The organism is Staphylococcus sp. SUC_1.2 (assembly GCF_026222585.1).
Map to the genome: position 1 here is coordinate 43835 of NZ_JANJPM010000006.1, position 19959 is coordinate 63793.

A 19959-nucleotide genomic window follows, 5' to 3' on the forward strand; every position below is an offset into this window, starting at 1 on the left:
AACTTACTATCCTTTAATTTTTAATTACCTCATTACATTAGCATAGCATGATTATACCGTCCATGAATAAGTGTAAAATAGCTAGTTGATAGTAGCTTCATACTCATTCTTCACATTGTACGATACATATAATATTTATTATTCTCTTCTAAATAATAAAAGTACCTGGGACATCAAATTGTCTCAGGTACCTTTAAACAAGGGAGTAGTCATTGACTGAATTGAATACGTGCCTATGTCATGCATTTTCAATTCTAGTCATAGCTCCTCTCATACTTAAACTTTCGTAAAGAACGTCTACATTCAACTATTCAGTTGTTTCAATCAGACCATATTTACCATCTTTACGTCGATACACAATACTTGTACCATCTGTTTCACGATCTGTAAAAATGTAAAAATCATGCCCTAATAAATCCATTTGTAATACTGCTTCTTCAGAATCCATTGGTTTTAAGCTAAACTGTTTAGAACGAATAATTTCTATTTCATTCTCATTTGATGATTCAGAAGTCGCTTCCACATTCTCATTCACTACTGTTTGTTGCTCAGCAATAAATGGTTCTAGTTCTCCATTATCTCTATTCTTACGATTCACACGCGTTTTATATTTACGAACTTGACGTTCTAATTTGCTTGTAACTAAATCAATGCCTGCGTATAAATCGTCGTGTCGTTCTTCAGCTCTCAATGTAACATTTTTCAAAGGAATTGTTACCTCGATTTTAGTAGCTGAATTTTGATACGTTTTAACTTTTACATGTGCAACTGCATTTGGCACATTATTAAAATAACGTTCAAGTTTACCAATTTTTTCCTCAATATAGTTGCGGATAGCATCTGTAATAGTGAGGTTATCTCCATGAATTTCAAATCTAATCATAGTTATCTCTCCTTTAACCTCTAATATTGGTAATTCTTACTATTATAATATCATGTTTAAGTCATCTTGAAAACGCAAACACTTTGAATTTTCTGACTTTTTTATTACATAATACACTTCCAGCATAATGAACTGTCAAACCTGTAGTATAGATATCATCAATCAGTAAAATATTTTTATTTGTAATATCTATATTTTCTTTAAGATAGAACGGATTGTCAGCTTTAAATCGTTCTTTTTTTCCAAGTCTTGATTGCTTAGGTCGTGAACGTGTGCCTAATAATTCTATATAGCTTATACCCATTTTGTCCAAAACAGTGGTTACTGGATTAAACGTTCGATGTTCATCTCTTTTATAAGGGGATGGAATAGGGACAATATAATCGTATGACGTTTTAGGCAATGTTAACTTTGAAGCTAAAACCTCAGCTAAATAATAATCTTTCATAAATTTATAATGATGAATCGTTTCTTTCATTATTCCATCATATTTATATTCACAATACAGTTGTGACATTAGCGTAAATTGTTGATTGAGACATTTACAGTCTAAACATTCATCACTCGCTTTTATTTTATAATTAAGGCATCTTGTACATCTTTTTTCATCATTGATATCAAGCTTAATGGCTTGCCATTGTTTTTTGCATGTTTCACAAAATTGTTGTGGTGGTTTATAAAAATTAAATATAGATAACTCTTCGTGAATAGAAGTAGCACACTGAATACATTTATTCATCGATCCACCCTCTTTGAATCCCTAATTTATTCATTCTTGTAATATCTTTTTTAGCCATCAACATTGATATACTCACACCTTCATGAAGAAATAATACCATTCCTGTGGGAGCTTCTTGTTTACGTCCAACTCTTCCAGCAATTTGTACTAATGCAGCCTTTTCAAATGTATCTGCATTAATTACGATAACGTCTAATTGAGCCATAGTAAATCCACGTTCTAAAATTGTTGTTGTAAAAACAATTCGATGTTTTCCTTCACGAAGTGCTTTCACTTTTTCAAAACGTAAAGCATCTTCACTTGAAATACATATCAAATCTGAAAATATTTTTTTATAGTATTCGGATATCTTAATCATCTTTTCTATATTATTAAAAAATACTAACGTAAATCTTTTATGTTCAATCTGATTTAATAACATATACTTTAAAAAACTTTGAGTACGATTCATATTTAATTTAAAATATTTAAATTTTGGAACTGGTAATGGGTGTCTATGAAAGCGAGCAGGTAACTGTATAATGCGATGTTTTGGTATTTGACGCAGTAAATGTCTAGGTGGCGTTGCAGTCATATAAATCAATGTAGATAGCGGTTTAGCCGCTTGTTTAATAGCATTTTGTAGATGATGATCCATAGGCAGCGGAAATGCATCAATTTCATCGACAAAAATAACTTCAAAGTGATTTTTAAATCGATATAGTTGATGGATAGTACAAATTACAAAATGTCCGTTATATTGTTGTTTACTTGATTGATGCAATACGTCAATATTTTCTTTCAAAAAAACTTCTTTAATACGCTGGCTAATCTCTACTACTACATCTACTCTTGGAGAGATGATTGCTACATTAAATCCTCTTTTACGTGATAAGCTAATACCCTCATATATCATCTCTGTTTTTCCTGCACCAGTTACCGCATATAATAGTAAGTCTTCACAGTTTTCTATAGCAGATAAGATTTTTTCAGATGCATAACATTGCTGTTCAGATAATTTAAAAGATAATGTATATAATCCCTCTGATTTAACATTTTTACTTTTAATGATTTTATATTCAGTAATATTATCCATTCTTCCTAAATGTATACATTGTCGACAATATATTACTTCTTTATTAAGAATAGAGGAAAAATATTGATAGAAATGAGCACTATCTTCATTACCACATTGAATACACCGATATCCTTTTGAACTCTTTACGATACCTAACGTTTTCTCACTGATTATTTCATCTTTTAATTCTATTTCTGAAGATACTAATCTTCCATAATATTTAATATTTCATCACTTCCTTATTAAAATAAAAAAAGTCTAATCGAAAAGGAGATGGGTACCTTAACCCTCCATGTTCTCACTTTTAACGATTAGACCTTCATCTTATTCGATTACAATTTTTCTTGGGAAATATCCAACTCCGATTCCACCTGAACCTAAATGAGATGCAATGACTGGTCCATATTCACAATATTGAATATTAATGTTTGAATATTTCTCTTTTAATTTAGCACAAAAATCTTTACCCTCTTTTATTTTATCGCCATTAATCACAAACACTGTTACATCATTAATATTTTTCGCAATATCAAGTGCATGTTGTTCTATAGAATTATAAGCTCGCTTACGTGTACGTACTTTTTCTAAAGGATGAATTTTTCCATCTTCTTCAAACTTAAGCACTGGCTTCATTTGTAAAAGTGTTCCAATCCATGCTTGGGCACCAGTAATACGACCACTTTTTTGTAAATTTTTTAAATCATCAACAAATAAGTATGCACCTGTATCTTTACGAATAGACGTTAATTCCTCAATAATTTCGTTAGGGGTTGCTCCGTCTTCAATCAATTTTAATGTATAAATCACATAGCTGCCTTCAATCATAGAAGCTAATCTTGTATCAAATGTGTGGACTTGAATGCCATCTACCATTTCACCTGCTTGTGTTGCTGATTGATAACTACCACTAATCCCACTTGATAAATTAAAGACGATAACATCTGTATAACCTTTATCTCTTAATTCCTCATAGTTCTTTATCCATTCACCAATAGCTGGTTGACTTGTTGTAGGAATTGTTTTAGATGCGGCCATTTTTTTATAAAAAGATTCTTTTGAAAGATCTGGATGTTCAGTAAATGTTTCTCCATCATCAAATGTTACACTCAGTGGTGCAACTGGTATCTGATATTTTTCAATAATATGTTTTGGCAGATTCGCAGTAGAGTCTGTCATTACTGCAATTTTCATAATCGTCCTCCTCAATTATACTCAACAGTATTATAAATTATTTTAATAAAAAAGGAAATTCATAATCAATTATTTATCTAAAAGAAAACAAACGTGTATAATAAAATTCATATTAATCATATCGTGGAGGTATTTATCAATTGAGTGATCATGTTATTACTATAAAAAAAGAACATATTATTGAAAATACAATTAATAAATCTCGATTTATTGCTCATATCAAACCTGTTTTCTCAGAAGAAGAGGCTAAGATGTTTATAGAAGAAGTAAAACAAACTCATAAAGAAGCAACACATAATTGTTCTGCGTATACTGTTGGCAATCAAATGAATATACAAAAAGCCAACGATGATGGAGAACCAACAGGAACAGCAGGTATTCCTATGCTTGAAATATTAAAAAAACTGGATATTCACAATGCTTGTGTAGTAGTTACTCGGTATTTTGGTGGCATTAAACTTGGCGGTGGCGGATTAATTCGTGCATATAGTGGTGCAGTACGAGATGTGATTTACGATATCGGCCGTGTAGAATTAAGAAATGCTATTCCCACTACTGTTACCATTAATTATGACTTAACAGGTAAATTTGAGTATGAACTTGCTTCAACCTCTTTTTTTCTAAGAGACAAAGTTTACACTGATAAAGTGAGTTATAAGATTGATGTTGTAGAAACAGAATACGACTCATTTATCGAATTTTTAAACCGTAATACAGCAAGTCAATATGATTTAGAAAAAGATACACCTAAGCAATTACCTTTTGATATTGAAACAAATTAATTAAATTACAAAAGCCAGCAAACGCTTAAGATTGCTGGCTTTTGTAAATAAATGAATAAAAGTATTATTTATGGTTTGTCTTATGGCGAGATGCATCGTCATTTTTTTTAGAAATTAAATTAAGAATAGGACGATAACTATCATCTATTAAACCAGTAAATTCAACGATGAGTTCAATTGTGATGACGATTAAGATAAACATTAGTAATACACCTAATGGTTGAGATAAATACAATATAATACTCGATAAACTAAACATAATCGCAATAGAGTATATCAGTAATACTGTTTGACGATGTGTATATCCTAATGCAAGAAGTTTATGATGTAAATGTGATTTATCTGCTTGCATAATGTGTTGACCATTTCTCACTCTTCTAATCATTGCAAATAAGGTATCAATAAATGGTACCGCTAAAATAACAATTGGGAAGAATAAAGAAATAAATGTGATATTTTTAAAACCTAGTAAGGATAAAAAGCCAATAATAAATCCAATCATTAATGCTCCACTATCGCCTAGAAAGATTGTAGCGGGATGGAAATTAAAGAATAAGAAGCCAAGTAATGCGCCAATCAACAAGCTACAAATCATAATGATAAATACATTTCCTTGTAATATAGCTATGAAACCAATGGTAGTTAAACCAATAACTGACACACCTGATGCCAAACCATCTAAACCATCTATTAAATTTATTGCATTTGCTATTGCTACAATCCATATAATTGTAATCGGTATACTTAAAATACCAAAATGAATGGTTGGACCAATTGGAAAAGAAATAAAATCTATGGTAATCCCGTAAAAAACGACAACTGATGCTGCTATAATTTGTCCAATTAATTTTAAAATTGGCTTCAAATCATAAATATCATCAATGATGCCTACAAAATACATAATAATTAAACCAATTACCAAAGGTTTGACTGCTCTCTCTATGGGATGACCTAACCATAAACCAATAAGAAATGAAAGTAGTATGACAGTACCTCCCATGACTGATACTGGTTTTGTATGTACTTTTCTATAGTTAGGTCGATCTACTAAATTAAATTTAAAAGAAACCTTTATTATAATAGGTGTTATTATTAAACTGATTACCAATGTTACAACAATAAGTAATAAAGTATACATCAGTTCACCTTCAATATATTCCTGTTATTTTTTCATCTATACTATTTAAACAATTATTATTAATTTTTTAAATTAGACTATAGTAGTATATATACTTTTTCAATTTTATATATTATTAGTCTATTTATTTTCTTCGTAATAATCTATTCATTAAATAGACCACTTTTAATCATGTATCATAAACTAATTAAAATTAATTGTAAATTTTTTGTAAAGATACGTATTTTTTATATCATATCATTTTGTTATAAATTTGAACATGAAAGTCTATCTGAAATTCATAATATATATTTTATAACAAACAACTTAATGACAAATAGTAAGTTTTCACTTACAATTACTAATGGTTAATTTAAAGGAGTCGATCCCAATATGATTGAAGCAATTATTTACAATATTGCCGTTATGGTAGCTGGAATTTATTTATTCCATCGATTACAATATTCAGAAAATAAAATCATGATATTTTCTAAAGGTTATGTCACAATTTTAATGACTTTGGTGGCATTACTATTAACAGCTTACCCTATTCCTTTTCATCATCAATATCTTATTCGCCTAACTTTCGTCCCGTTACTATTCCTTGGTCGCTATACAAACGTCGGTTACACTTTTATTGCCTCACTTATCATAAGTCTAGTGGATATATTTTTATTCGGAAATTCATTTTTTTATGGCGTCGTTCTTATTATAATAGGTATTATTGTTAGTTTAATTGGGCCGTTTCTTAAAAAAAATGATATTATTGCTTTAATTATTTTAAATGCTATCAGTATTGTTATTATTTTTGTTTTATCTATCTTCACAACTTTATATGATTTAACTGAATTAATTATGCTTATACCTATTTCATTCGTACTAACGATTACTTCTGCTATTACCTTTGTTGATATCTGGCATTTCTTTTCGCTTGTTACACGGTACGAAAACGAGGATAAGTACGATTATTTAACAGGTTTAGGTAATGTAAAAGAATTTGATAGACATTTAAATAAGATTTCTCAAAAAGCCGAAATAGAACATACTAGTCTCGCACTTTTACTCGTTGACATTGACGGATTTAAAGATGTTAATGATACATATACTCATAAAGCAGGAGACGCTGTACTAAAACAAATGTCTCAATTGCTTAAAAATTATGTACCACATCAATTTAAAATCTTCCGTAATGGCGGTGAAGAATTTTCTATCGTTATCTTCGATTATTCTTTAGATCAAAGTGTGAAACTTGCTGAAAATATTAGGATGGCAGTCGAAAAATCTTCGTTCCATTTACCTAATAAGGAAGTTATAAAATTATCTGTATCTATTGGCGTTGGTTATTTATCTCAAGATGAATATAAATCTCAACGTAAAGTATTTAAAGACGCCGATGATATGGTCCATGTAGCTAAAAAAGAAGGTCGTAATCAAGTAATGTTTAATCCTATAATTAAATTATAGACGTTACGATTTAATTTGAGATGGAACGTGGAATTCGAAATGAATTCTGTTGCATCTCTTTTTTATACTCATTTAACATCTATATTATTTATTTGTTATTCTACTTTTAAAATGACTGATTTAGTAATAAAGTATTAATACAAGCGAAGAATATTATAGATATACACGAAAATCATTATATATTTTAATTATTGTGGAGGTGCTTTTATGAATAATTCAATCACTATTATCGATGAAAATAAGGTGATTGATGTTGTGTTAATAGCTGGTCGTATTCTCTTAGAATCTGGAGCTGAAACTTACCGTGTTGAAGACACTATGAATCGAATTGCTCACAGTTATGGTTTAAATGATACATATAGCTTTGTCACATCGACCGCTATCATTTTCTCACTTAATGATCGAACAAATACAAGGCTTATAAGAATTAGAGATCGTACTACAGATTTAGAAAAAATTGCTCTTACAAATAGTCTTTCTAGAAAGATTGCTAAAAATGAGTTAACTATTGATGAAGCTAAATCAGAACTGATTCATCTAAGTAAAGCTTCATTACAATATTCTTTTTTATTGAATTTTTTTGCTGCGGCAATTGCATGTGGCTTTTTCTTACTCATGTTTGGCGGTGTTGTTTCTGATTGCTGGATTGCTATTTTAGCTGGCGGTGCTGCGTTCTTAACTTTTAGCTTTGTCCAGCGTTTCATTCAAATTAAATTCTTTTCTGAATTTGTAGCATCAGCAGTAGTTATTACAATTGCTGTTACATTTACTAAACTAGGCATTGCTACAAATCAAAATATTATAACAATTTCTAGTGTTATGCCCTTAGTACCTGGAATTTTAATTTGTAACGCTATTAGAGATTTAATGGCTGGCGAGCTACTTGCTGGAATGTCTCGTGGTGTAGAAGCTGCACTAACATCATTTGCTATTGGTGCAGGCGTAGCGATTGTTTTATTAATTCTTTAAGAAAGGCTGTTTATGTATGTTATTTTATTTATTTCATTTTGTTATAAGTTTTATTTCGACAGTACTTTTTTCTATTATATTTAACGCTCCTAAACGACTTTTACTTGCTTGTGGATTTGTCGGCGCCTTAGCTTGGACAATTTATCAATATACCGTAGATATGGATTTAGGAAAAGTTGGCGCTGCGTTTTTAGGTAGTTTAATTCTTGGTTTATTAAGTCATGTGATGAGTCGACGCTATAAAAGACCCGTTATTATCTTCATTGTGCCAGGTATAATCCCTCTTGTTCCTGGTGGTACAGCATATGAAGCAACACGATTTTTAGTATCTAATGACTATACTCATGCTGTGAATACATTTCTAGAGGTCACATTAATTTCTGGTTCAATTGCTTTTGGAATATTAGTAGCAGAAATTCTCTATTATATTTACACACGTATTAAGCAATTTTATGGTAAAATTAAAGGAAAAACGTACAGAAAATCTTATAATATGAACAATAGAGTCTAAGGGGATGTTTCGTCATGAAAATACAGATTATAGATAGATTATCAAGATATGTGAAAATAGATACACAATCAAATCCCGAATCGAAATCGACGCCTTCTACTGAGAAACAATGGGATTTATTACATTTATTACAAAAAGAACTGCAAGACTTTGGATTAGAAACAGAATTGGATAATAATGGTTATCTGTTTGCCACTTTAGAAAGTAACATAGAAAAAGAAGTTCCTACGGTCGGTTTCTTAGCACATGTAGATACCTCACCAGATTTTAATGCGACAAATGTTAATCCTCAGATTATAGAAGATTATGATGGTCAACCTATTAAATTAGGTCAAACAAATCGAGTATTAAGTCAAGATGTATTTCCAGAACTTAAAAAATTAGAAGGTCACACTCTAATGATTACAGATGGTACATCTTTACTCGGTGCCGATGATAAAGCAGGTGTTGTAGAAATTATGGAAGCAGTAAAATACTTGCAGACCCATCCAGAAATTAAACATGGTCGCATACGTATAGCTTTTACACCTGATGAAGAAATAGGTCGTGGTCCTCACAAATTTAATGTGGAACGCTTTAATGCCGATTTCGCCTATACTATGGATGGCAGTGAGTTTGGAGAATTACAATTCGAAAGTTTTAATGCAGCAGAAGCAACAATCACTACACATGGTGTAAACGTTCATCCTGGTTCTGCAAAAAACGTTATGGTTAATGCTATTGGATTAGCACATCAATTCCATAGTCTACTACCTGCTAATGAAGTACCAGAACGTACAGAAGGTTATGAAGGATTCTATCATTTAATGAAAATAGAAGGAACAGTTGAAAAAGCTTCTTTACAATATATTATAAGAGATCATGATAGAAAATCTTTTGAACTTAAAAAGAAAAAACTTTTAGAAATTCGTGATGATATTAATATTCATTATGAAGGTTATCCAGTAAAAGTAGATATCGAAGACCAATACTATAATATGGCTGAACAAATTAAGCCACATCCGTATATTATTGATATTCCTAAAAAAGTATTTGCAGATTTAGAGATAAAACCAAATACTGCGCCTATACGCGGTGGTACTGATGGTTCTCAGCTTTCATTTAAAGGTTTACCTACACCTAATATTTTTACAGGATGTGGAAACTTCCATGGCCCATTTGAATATGCTTCTATCGATGTAATGGAAAAAGCAGTACAAGTGATTATCGGTATTGCTCAAGAAGTAACACAATATGAAAAATAATAAATAAAAAAAGTTTAGTTCATTCTTTGAACTAAACTTTTTTATTTATTTTATTCCATTAGCTGTAGTTTTTAATAATCGCAAAGCTTGAACTGTATAATGTCTAATTTGAAGACCCATTTTAAAATCTGTGTATGTTTTCGGCATTTCAATAAATGTGTTAAACATGGCTGTTACGCGATGATGATTAAATATATCAAACTTATCATTAGTCGCACAAATTGCAATAGATGGTTTGTGATATTTTTCTGTAAGTTCCGCAATAGTCAATGTGGTTGTTTCAAGCATATGATCTTCTTCTTTTAAACCCTCTCCAAAGATAATTAAATCTGCCTGAGATACTAACTCATCTAAATGTGTAATTTGATTTACTAGTTCATGACTCGTTAAAATTTCTGTGTTGTATAATGCTTTCAACACCGCAGCTATACCGCCACCGGCTCCGCCACGTTCAATTGGCCCTAAAGCAATATGTAATTCATTTTTCATAATCTCATTTAAGTACCAAATTAAATTATCAATTTCCACTGCTTTTTTGTGTGGAATTTGATGGTTATAGCTTAATTTCATAATTTCACTATTTTTTCCATACAACTTACTAGAAAAATCCGTCATCACTTGTAGTCTGACATTTTCCAATGTACTAGGCAGTCCAGAAATGTCAATATGACGAATGAACTTAATCATTTGTGCGCCTTCTCGTGCGTCAAGTTCTCTATTTTCATCATCATAAAATTTAGCTCCTAAAGCTTGTAGCATCCCTACGCCACCATCAAAACTATCCATACCACCTAAAGATATAATAATATGATCTGTGTCCTTGTTTAATGCATCTAAAATAACTTCTCCTAACCCAAAACTAGTACGTTGTTCAATTGCTTTATGACCTTTTGAAAATAAATTACTTTCAATAATTACAGTACCTTCTTCAGTTTGTCCATATATTGTTTCAATCTCATTCATATCAGCATCATGAACATTCACTTTATATTTTGTACCTGATTGCCAAAGAAATACTGAATTTAATAATTCATGACGTCCGTTAAATAAAGGTACCTGTACAATATCTGCATGATCAATTTGACTTGCTATTGCCTCTTCCACATAACGATTCGCTTGATAACTCGAAATAATACCGTTAAATTCATCCATGGCTACTAAAATTTTCATTCTATTTTCACCTCATGCCACTTTCTATCTTTCTTAAATTCATACGTTATAACTTCACTTTCACATTATACATAGGTTCATCGCATATTTCATTTTTTACATTTTATAAATATAAAAGTCATTTAAAGTGATAAAAATGTAGATATAATAAAGAGCTGGTAACAAAAAATGTACCAGACTCTTAAATCGATATATTTATCTTTCTTACTCTTCAGCTTGTGCTAATGTAGATACATTAATATCACTGTGACTTGCATTCCATACAGCTTTTCCATCTACAAAATAAAAAGCTTGTGGTGATTCATGTTTCACATTTGTCTTTTCAGCAATATAATCAGAAAGTTTTCTTTCTTCTTGAACTACTAGATAATATCCATCTATGTCTCTTTCATATAAAAACTTATTAAATTGATCAAATGCTGCAGCTGAAATTGGACATGTGTCACTATGTTTTAATACAAATACATCGTTATGTTCTTCTAATACTTGTTCAAACTGGTCAATCGAACTCAGCTTTATAGCCATTCTATTCACCTCTAAATTTTTTAACTTTGTCCCTTTTTTTAAATTAAACTTCTCAATGGCTACAATTATACACATTTCATCATATAATGTTAACCAAAAATTTAAATTTAGGTTTTATTCGTTTTGCTGTACTTTTTCTAATTCTGTATTAAAGTTGTAATTTCCCTTACTTAAATCTTTACCCGTTTTAGGTAGTTTCTCAACATTAATTTTTGAAAGTTGATCTTCAATCTTAATAGTTGTTTCACGTGTCTCATAATAATCAAGTAAATTATAGTACATTTCTATCGCATTTTTACGAGCATTGTTTAAATGTGAATCTGTAATATTAGTCTGATTTAAATCTTTAATCTGTTTTTGTATCAGTGGTTTTATATGCTCATTAATTGCTTTTGAAGTAGGATAATTATCCTTTTCTAAATATTTTTGAGCAGTTTTTCGTAAATTACGATTATTGTTTTCAATTTTAGATTTTAATAGATGTGCATTTTCTTGATTATTTGTTTTACGTATATCTTTTTCTACTAGTGCTCTATTTATTTCAAATGAATGTGTATAATTTAGAATTTTTTCATTTTCCACAACTGATTGATTATATAAATCTACAAATGATTTAATTTCCTTTATAGATTGATGTTGATTACTCACATGATTTAAATAATCTTTCTTTAATTGACGAGTTTTATTTGTCTTAGCCGGAAGATGTTTAGCTTCTTTTTCATACTCTTTAAACTCAGGCACTAAACGGTGATTTATATTTTTCTGTAGTCGTTCAAATGACTTTTTATTTTTATCTGTTGTATCGGTTTTACTTATATCATTTAAACGGTTCAGCTCTAATTGATTCATCACTTTTTCCACGCTTTTTTGCTTGGTCTCTACTTTAGATAGGTGTTGTTTGAAGCGATTTAAATCTTCGTTATTATTCTGACCACAACCAGAAAGTATCAAACAGTATAGTGAACATAATGAAAGTATTATTAATTTTTTCATTTTTGCACTCCTAACACCCGTATTATACATAAAGTTATTTATATTGAAAATAAATTATGTTATAGTATTTCAGAATTTGTATAATAATTTAATTGAAGGAGTTACACATGTATGCATCTGTTCAATCATTTATAAATTGTTCCAACGGCAATGATTATCATCAGTTGTACGAAGACACTAAAGCTCTGTTATTTAACTTGTTAGATTCTCCAGTAAAATTTACACAACATATCGGAGGAACAAAACATTTTTCTTATCCCACAGAACCGATTTTAGATGTTTTAGTTGGAGTCAACAATCTCCATGATATTACATCTCTTGATGAAAAGAGATTGAATTATGTAGGCTTTTATCGATTACACCACCCTTATAAAAAGAAAGTGATGATGGCAAAATTTGATAATATGATCAATCTTAAGCAAATAATACGATTACATATTATTCAAATAGATACGCCCTTATTCACTCAATATTTAGCTATAGATCACGTACTGTCTACACAAAAACACGTAGCACAGATGTTTTCTAATCAGAAAAATAAATTTATCAATCTAAACTCAACAATCCGATACTACGAAAACCAAAAACAGAAATTTTTTGATAATTTGTATCATACACTTTAATGATATACAAATTGTTTTAAACTCTTTTAGCAAAACATATGTAAAGTTGCTATAATAAAGTTTAGATTATAGAAGAGAAGAAAGGATGTACTTATGTTAGAACAAGAAGACATCTTAAAAGATTTAAAATCTTTAGTACCTGACAATATTATTAAAGTTAATGAACCGTTAAAACGTTATACATACACGAAAACTGGTGGAAATGCAGATTTTTACCTTTCACCTACTGAAAATGAGCAAGTACAAACTATCGTACGTTATGCTCATGAACATCAATTACCTGTTACATATTTAGGGAATGGTTCAAATATTATTATTCGCGAAGGCGGTATCAGAGGTATTGTGATTAGTCTATTATCTCTTAATCATATTAATGTCTCAGATGATGCAATTATAGCAGGAAGCGGTGCAGCAATTATAGATGTATCAAGAGCGGCAAGAGATCACGTTCTTACCGGCTTAGAATTTGCTTGTGGCATTCCTGGTTCTGTTGGTGGTGCTGTTTATATGAATGCAGGCGCCTATGGAGGAGAAATTAAAGATTGCATCGATTATGCTTTATGTGTAAATGAACACGGCGATTTGATACAACTTACTAAAGAACAATTACATTTAGACTATAGAAACAGTGTCGTTCAAAAACAACATTTAGTAGTTCTTGAAGCAGCATTTACTTTAGAACCAGGTAACTTGAACGAGATTCAAGCTAAAATGGATGATCTTACAGAACGTCGTGAATCTAAACAACCACTTGAATATCCTTCATGCGGTAGTGTATTCCAACGTCCTCCAGGTCATTTTGCTGGAAAATTAATTCAAGATTCAAATCTTCAAGGCCATCGTATTGGTGGCGTGGAAGTCTCAACTAAACATGCCGGATTTATGGTAAATGTCGATAATGGTACAGCAACAGATTATGAGAATTTAATTCATCACGTACAAAAAGTCGTGAAAGAAAAATTTGATGTTGAATTACATCGTGAAGTTCGAATCATTGGCGAATATCCAGAGTCAGAGTAAATTCTCAATGTTAGGAGATGTTAAACAATGCTAAAAGTTTATGGTTCTCTCGTAGACAATGAAACACGTTGTATTCACTATCATACATTTCTTGACATTATAGCGATTAAATTTAAATGTTGTGAAAAGTATTATCCTTGTTATCAATGTCATAACGAACATGAATCTCATAACATTCAGCGTTGGTCAGCAGAGGAATTTCATAAAAAGGCGATACTTTGTGGAGTTTGTCAAAATGAACTCTCTATTCATGAATACATGATGACTGAAACATGTCCAAATTGCCAAGCACATTTTAATTCACGTTGTAAATTTCACTATCATTTATATTTTGAAATTTAATACTTAAATTAAATGATATATAGAATAACATATAAAGACAAAGTATTTTGGCAAGACTCTTGAGGGAACAGGACAAACTAAAGACTACAGACTAAAGTTGTCCCCTAACAAATCGAGCCAACCATACGAAGTATTGTAAATAAAGAAGCCAGTAAATGAATTTATAATAAACTCATTTACTGGCTATTTTTCTAGGATGTATGTCCCACTCTTTTATTTATTCTAAACTTAATATCCTAGATTTATTTTTTAGTTTTATCAATTACTTTTTCTAATTCATCAATCTGTTTTACTGTTGTTGTTGTTGAGCCTGAAGCAAAATACCATAATTTAGGATCTAATTCATAAACATTGTTATTTTTAACTGCTGTTACATCTTTAATAACATCATTTTTTAATACTTGTTTAGCTGTCGATTTTCCACCCACAACTGACCCGCGATCCATTGCTAAAATGATATCTGGATCATGATTACTGATATATTCATTATTAATGTTTTGACCATGTGGACTTATTTTAACGTGTTTATCTGCTGGTTTAAAGCCTAGTGTATTAAATACCAAATCACCAAATCTTCCGCCTGGTCCGAATGTAGAAAGTTCTCCTTCATTAACTAAAAGATACATTACAGATTTATCGAAATTCTTAGTTTGTTTTTTCATATCTGAAATTTTTTGATCTAATTTTGTATTCATATCTTTTGCTTTATCTTCTTTGTTATAAATTTTACCTAGATTTTCTGTGTTCTTTTTCATATCTTTAATATAATGATCTTCACTTGCGCCTACATAGACAACTTTAGCTTTAGGCGCTGCTTTTTTAAACTCATCTAGATTTTTCTGAGTGGCTGCTCTACTTGAAATATAAATAACATCCGGTTTAGCTTCAGCTATTTTATCGAAATTTATTTCTTTTAAATTACCAGTATTAATATATTTATCCTTTTTAAATTCACTTAGAAAACTTGGTAAAGATTCATTATTTTCGCCTTTTGGTAAGCCTTTCACTTTATCAGCTACACCCATTTCTTTCAAAACATCTAATGCTCCATAATCTAGAACAACCGCGTTCTTAGGATTTTTAGGCACTTTCACAGTGTTACTAATTTTTTTATCCTCATTACTACTTTCGTCATTTCCACTTGCTGAAAAGCTATTTTTAATTGAAACTGTATCTTTTGAATCATTTTCATTATTTGATTTATTACCAGAATTATTACTACACGCTGATAATACTAAAGCTAAAGTTAAGACTAAAAATAAGACTGTTTTCTTCATATGTATTTCTCCTTTTATAAGTTAAATTTGGCACTCAATTTTTCAACTATTTTCTTTTATATTTTCTAAGCATCACCCCTTTAAATATAAAAATATTTATCTCATTTTAAAAGATAACCTCATCATAGTATAAACAAATACGTTGGCCTCTAATTTCTTCTACATGAACATCCATTTCATACAAATCTCTTAACACATTTGTTTCAATTATACTATCTTTTGGGCCAGATTTAACAATTTCACCTTTCTTTAGTGCAACAATGTAATCTGAATAACAAGATGCAAAATTAATATCGTGGAGTACAATAACAATCGTTTTATTTAAATCGCGACACAATGTTCGAAGTATCTGCATAATTTGAACTGAATGTTTCATATCTAAATTATTTAACGGTTCATCTAACAAAATGTATTCTGTATCTTGAGCAATTGTCATAGCAATATACGCACGTTGTCTTTGTCCTCCAGATAGTGTTTTTATATTTCTATCTTTGATTTCCCTTAGATGTAGTAAATCAATGGCATATGCAACTTTCTCATGATCTTCTTTTTTCATTCGACCTTTTGAATAAGGAAAACGCCCAAAATTTACAAGCTGTTCTACAGTGATATTCATATCAGTATGATTTGTTTGTTTTAAAATACTTAACTTTTTTGCTAATTCATCACTTTTATAATCATCAATTAATTTATTTTCAATATTAATTGTACCGTTCTGATATTCAAATAATCGACTTACTGCTGATAGAAGTGTACTTTTTCCTGCTCCATTTGGACCTATCAAAGAGGTTAACTTACCCTTTTGTATATCAACATTTATATCTTTCAAAATAGATTTACTCTGAATTTTTTTATCTAAATTTCTAATCTGAATCAATCTTCATTCCTCCTTTTAATAAGTAAGTATATGAAGTAAATACCTCCAACTAAATCTATAATAAGACTAAATTCAGTGGTAGCTTTAAACATATTTTCTATAATCCACTGAGCTATAAATAAACTAATCCAACTTATAAGAATCGTTGCGGGTAAAATATATTTATGTTCATATGTTTTCATGAATTCATGCGCTAAATTGACTGTTAATAATCCTAAAAATGTAACAGGACCTACTAAAGCAGTAGATATTGATACTAATAAAGCCACTAAAATTAATAAAAGTTTTGTCATTTTTTCATATGATACACCTAAGTTAATAGACTGATCTTTCCCTAATAATAACACATCTAAATAAGGTCTTAATATAAAAGCAATTACAATTAAAATAATTAAAAGTATACTTGAAATAAGAACAAGTTTAGAATTAGAAGCGTCAAAACTTGCAAACATCGCACTTTGAACGGTTAAAAAGTCATCTGGATTCATAATAAGTTGAATAAATCCAGTGATACTACGGAAAAATGTTCCTAATACTACCCCAACAAGTAAAATAAAATAAACCGAAAAATGTCCTAATTTAAACATGCCTTGAAATAATACTAAAGAAAACAGAACCATCACTATGAGAGTTAGAAGAAAATTCAAATAAGTATTTGTCACTACACTGGCTTGTGTACCTAATAAGAACACAGGCAAGACTTTAATAAATAAATAAACTGAGTCTAATCCCATAATTGAAGGAGTAAGTAATCTATTCGCAGTGATAGATTGGAAAATAACAACTGCCGTACTAATAGATCCACCAACAAGTAAAATTAAAACTAATTTTCTTATTCGACTTTCAAACTGATATTGAAAAATTTCAAAATCCAAACCTACTAGTAAGTAGAAAGCAGCCATGCAAATCGTAAAAAGAAAAAGAATTAATATTTTTTTATTAGCACTAATTTGCATAATTATTTCTACCTTTCATCAATAAAACTAAGAAAATAATCGTTCCAAATACTCCTATTGTTAAACCAATATTTATTTCATAAGGGTAAACAATTAATCTACCAATAATATCGGAAAACAATACAAATATAGAACCTAGCATTAATGTATGAGGTAATGCATTTTTCAAGTGGTCGCCTCTATACATTGAAATAATATTAGGAACAATTAAACCTAAAAATGGTAATGTTCCAACTGTCACGACAACTAATGCTGTCAATGTTGCAGTGATTAAAAGCGCAATATTTATAATTTGTTCATATTTAACACCTAAATTATGACTAAAATCTTTGCCCATTCCAGCAATCGTAAAGTGATTGGCAAATATATAAGCGATAATTAATAAAGGAATAGCTAAATATAAAATTTCATAACGGCCGCTTGTAATAACAGCAAAATTCCCATTCAACCAATTATTAATACTTTGTAGTGCATTCGTTCTTAATGCTATAAAAGTGGTAAAACTTGAAACAATGCCACCAATCATAATACCTAAGAGCGGGACAAAAATAACTTCTTTCACTTTTATAAAATTGATTAGTTTAACGAATAAAAATGTTCCTCCTAGGCTTAATGCAACTGCAAAAGTCAATTTGATCAATATATGACCTTTTGGGAAAAATATGAGTGAAAGTAATATTCCTAATTTTGCCCATTCCATTGTTCCAGCTGTAGTAGGACTTACAAATTTATTTTGCATCATCTGTTGCATAACTAGTCCTGCTAAAGCAAGAGAACTTCCAGATAAAAGAATACTTATAGTTCTAGGAATACGACTAGAAAATAAAATATTTTTCTGATTATCTGACAAATGAAAAAGATCAGTTATTGATAATTGACTTACGCCAATAAATAAAGAAAGTATACTTAATATCACTAAAATGATTAATAATGTATAACCTTTGAATAGAAACTTCATTCGTAATGCTCCTTAGTATATATACCATTTCCATTGAAAATGATTATCATTTAACTATATATTAAATTGTCATAATAAATTTTTCAATAGTAATACTAATATTCTTTTATTTTTTATAGAGAAATTAAAAAAACTAATTGCAGTGATGATTCTACAATTAGTTTTTCTAAAATTAGTTATTATTCTAATCTTCAAAAATAAAATCTTCGTCTTGTAAAGCTTCCACGTTAAGTGCTAATGTATAGCCGTCTCCTTTTACTGAGAAAAAGTCATGATTTTTTGTTGATGTATCTAATGCATTTTCAATAATAGGATTAAACTCTTTTTCTTCAAAATAAGGTTCAAATCCTAAGTTTGATAAAGCTTTATTCCCATTATATTGTACATAATTTAAAACATCTTCAGTTAAACCGATATCATCATATAACATATGTGTATACGATACCTCATTTTTATATAGTTCTTCTAACAACTTATACATTTCTTTATCAGCTTTTTGTTTTTCATTTTCTGATAGCTCATTACGTAAACTTTGAGCATCTAAACCGGTAAAAACTCCATGAATTGATTCATCAAGTAAAATTTTTCTAATAATTTCACCAGAGGTTGTCATTTTTCCTTGACCCGCAAGATAAAGTGGATAATAGAAACCAGAATAGAACAAGAACGTTTCTAAGAAAACACTTGAAACTCTTGCCATATATTGATCAAAAATAGAGGCTTCTTTTCCCCAAAGTTTATGATAATTAGAGATAATTTTATCAGATTTATATTTTAAATGAGGCTCTTCAATTACCCAAGTATCTAATAGATAATTTGTTTCACTAGATGGAAGTAACGTTGTAAAAATATGTGAATAACTTTTAGCATGAATTTGTTCCATCATTTGCATAAATGAATAAACTGCTTTTTTACGTAAATCCGTTGTATGTAGCATAATTAATGGCATACCATCATCCGCTTGATGTGTATCTAATCCAGTTAAACCTGCTAAAGCACGTTTAAACGTATTTTTTTCATCCTCTGTTAGTGTCTTCCAACTTGCTATATCCTTTGAAACTTTAAATTCTGTTTCTACCCACATTTGTGAAATGTTTTGACGCCAAAACATATTTGTCATATCTTCTTGAGTATTCCAATTGACGGCCTTCATTAATAAAATCCTCCTCTATTTATTAACCATTACATTATTTAAGAGGATAAGATTAAAATGCTTCTCTATGAAAATAATTTAATCTTTCCTCTAAATATTTATTTCACT

The 19959-nt window shown here is 29.9% G+C and carries 21 protein-coding genes; 8 read left to right on the forward strand and 13 right to left on the reverse strand.

Features of this window, described 5'->3' with window-relative positions:
- Window positions 1-307 precede the first annotated feature (307 nt).
- The 4 genes from hpf to fakB1 all read right to left on the reverse strand — a co-directional run bounded on the left by hpf (window position 308) and on the right by fakB1 (window position 3870).
- Window positions 308-883, reverse strand: coding sequence for a ribosome hibernation-promoting factor, HPF/YfiA family (hpf, locus tag NR218_RS03385; protein ID WP_071560682.1), 576 nt, complete (start codon window positions 881-883; stop codon window positions 308-310).
- A gap of 61 nt (window positions 884-944) precedes the next feature.
- Window positions 945-1622, reverse strand: coding sequence for a ComF family protein (locus NR218_RS03390; RefSeq protein ID WP_265883248.1), 678 nt, complete (start codon window positions 1620-1622; stop codon window positions 945-947).
- Window positions 1615-2697 (reverse strand): DEAD/DEAH box helicase family protein, encoded by a 1083-nt coding sequence (locus NR218_RS03395; protein ID WP_017175929.1) that lies wholly within the window; start codon window positions 2695-2697, stop codon window positions 1615-1617. The genes NR218_RS03390 and NR218_RS03395 overlap by 8 nt, the downstream gene beginning before the upstream one ends.
- Window positions 2698-3003: 306 nt before the next feature.
- Window positions 3004-3870, reverse strand: coding sequence for a fatty acid kinase binding subunit FakB1 (fakB1, locus tag NR218_RS03400; RefSeq protein ID WP_017175930.1), 867 nt, complete (start codon window positions 3868-3870; stop codon window positions 3004-3006).
- Between the two features lie 140 nt (window positions 3871-4010).
- Here fakB1 and NR218_RS03405 point away from each other — a divergent pair, with 140 nt between their 5' ends.
- Entirely contained in the window at window positions 4011-4652 is a 642-nt protein-coding gene (locus NR218_RS03405; protein WP_017175931.1) for a YigZ family protein, read from the forward strand.
- A 64-nt stretch (window positions 4653-4716) separates the two neighbouring features.
- Here the strand turns inward: NR218_RS03405 and NR218_RS03410 are convergent, their stop codons facing one another.
- Window positions 4717-5790: a glycosyltransferase family 4 protein gene (locus tag NR218_RS03410; protein ID WP_265883249.1), complete on the reverse strand. Its 1074-nt coding sequence runs from the start codon at window positions 5788-5790 to the stop codon at window positions 4717-4719.
- 372 nt (window positions 5791-6162) lie between these two features.
- Here NR218_RS03410 and gdpS point away from each other — a divergent pair, with 372 nt between their 5' ends.
- The 4 genes from gdpS (at window position 6163) to pepT (ending at window position 9957) form a co-directional block, all read left to right on the forward strand.
- On the forward strand, window positions 6163-7233 hold the full coding sequence (gene gdpS / locus NR218_RS03415; RefSeq protein WP_017175933.1) for a GGDEF domain-containing protein GdpS: 1071 nt from the start codon (window positions 6163-6165) through the stop codon (window positions 7231-7233).
- 207 nt (window positions 7234-7440) lie between these two features.
- Complete coding sequence (locus tag NR218_RS03420) at window positions 7441-8202, forward strand: threonine/serine exporter family protein (protein ID WP_002448186.1); 762 nt, start codon at window positions 7441-7443, stop codon at window positions 8200-8202.
- A gap of 16 nt (window positions 8203-8218) precedes the next feature.
- Window positions 8219-8713 carry a threonine/serine exporter family protein gene (locus NR218_RS03425; protein ID WP_002448047.1) on the forward strand — a complete coding sequence of 165 codons (495 nt, stop codon included), beginning with the start codon at window positions 8219-8221 and terminating at the stop codon, window positions 8711-8713.
- Window positions 8714-8727: 14 nt separating this feature from the next.
- A complete protein-coding gene (pepT, locus tag NR218_RS03430) occupies window positions 8728-9957 on the forward strand; it encodes a peptidase T (protein ID WP_265883250.1) in 1230 nt (409 codons plus the stop codon).
- 45 nt (window positions 9958-10002) lie between these two features.
- Here the strand turns inward: pepT and NR218_RS03435 are convergent, their stop codons facing one another.
- The 3 genes from NR218_RS03435 to NR218_RS03445 all read right to left on the reverse strand — a co-directional run bounded on the left by NR218_RS03435 (window position 10003) and on the right by NR218_RS03445 (window position 12645).
- Window positions 10003-11127 (reverse strand): glycerate kinase, encoded by a 1125-nt coding sequence (locus NR218_RS03435; protein ID WP_172473765.1) that lies wholly within the window; start codon window positions 11125-11127, stop codon window positions 10003-10005.
- A gap of 204 nt (window positions 11128-11331) precedes the next feature.
- A complete protein-coding gene (gene ytxJ, locus NR218_RS03440) occupies window positions 11332-11652 on the reverse strand; it encodes a bacillithiol system redox-active protein YtxJ (protein WP_002449093.1) in 321 nt (106 codons plus the stop codon).
- A 114-nt stretch (window positions 11653-11766) separates the two neighbouring features.
- Window positions 11767-12645, reverse strand: a complete 879-nt coding sequence (locus tag NR218_RS03445) for an EMYY motif lipoprotein (RefSeq protein WP_265883251.1) — start codon at window positions 12643-12645, stop codon at window positions 11767-11769.
- Window positions 12646-12752: 107 nt separating this feature from the next.
- Here NR218_RS03445 and NR218_RS03450 point away from each other — a divergent pair, with 107 nt between their 5' ends.
- From NR218_RS03450 to NR218_RS03460, 3 genes are all read left to right on the forward strand, one after another.
- Window positions 12753-13268 carry a GrpB family protein gene (locus tag NR218_RS03450; RefSeq protein WP_017175937.1) on the forward strand — a complete coding sequence of 172 codons (516 nt, stop codon included), beginning with the start codon at window positions 12753-12755 and terminating at the stop codon, window positions 13266-13268.
- 93 nt (window positions 13269-13361) lie between these two features.
- Entirely contained in the window at window positions 13362-14288 is a 927-nt protein-coding gene (murB, locus tag NR218_RS03455) for a UDP-N-acetylmuramate dehydrogenase (RefSeq protein ID WP_017175938.1), read from the forward strand.
- A 27-nt stretch (window positions 14289-14315) separates the two neighbouring features.
- Window positions 14316-14630 carry a CHY zinc finger protein gene (locus NR218_RS03460; RefSeq protein ID WP_017175939.1) on the forward strand — a complete coding sequence of 105 codons (315 nt, stop codon included), beginning with the start codon at window positions 14316-14318 and terminating at the stop codon, window positions 14628-14630.
- A gap of 242 nt (window positions 14631-14872) precedes the next feature.
- Here the strand turns inward: NR218_RS03460 and NR218_RS03465 are convergent, their stop codons facing one another.
- The 5 genes from NR218_RS03465 to nrdF all read right to left on the reverse strand — a co-directional run bounded on the left by NR218_RS03465 (window position 14873) and on the right by nrdF (window position 19851).
- Complete coding sequence (locus NR218_RS03465) at window positions 14873-15907, reverse strand: ferrated catecholamine ABC transporter substrate-binding lipoprotein SstD (RefSeq protein ID WP_048761397.1); 1035 nt, start codon at window positions 15905-15907, stop codon at window positions 14873-14875.
- A gap of 106 nt (window positions 15908-16013) precedes the next feature.
- Window positions 16014-16784: an ABC transporter ATP-binding protein gene (locus NR218_RS03470; protein WP_017175941.1), complete on the reverse strand. Its 771-nt coding sequence runs from the start codon at window positions 16782-16784 to the stop codon at window positions 16014-16016.
- A complete protein-coding gene (locus NR218_RS03475) occupies window positions 16781-17740 on the reverse strand; it encodes an iron chelate uptake ABC transporter family permease subunit (RefSeq protein WP_017175942.1) in 960 nt (319 codons plus the stop codon). The genes NR218_RS03470 and NR218_RS03475 overlap by 4 nt, the downstream gene beginning before the upstream one ends.
- A complete protein-coding gene (locus tag NR218_RS03480; RefSeq protein WP_002449086.1) occupies window positions 17730-18698 on the reverse strand; it encodes an ABC transporter permease in 969 nt (322 codons plus the stop codon). The genes NR218_RS03475 and NR218_RS03480 overlap by 11 nt, the downstream gene beginning before the upstream one ends.
- 184 nt (window positions 18699-18882) lie before the next feature.
- The gene (gene nrdF / locus NR218_RS03485; protein ID WP_002455627.1) at window positions 18883-19851 is read right to left on the reverse strand and encodes a class 1b ribonucleoside-diphosphate reductase subunit beta; all 969 of its coding nucleotides are present in this window, start codon (window positions 19849-19851) and stop codon (window positions 18883-18885) included.
- Between the last annotated feature and the right edge of the window lie 108 nt (window positions 19852-19959).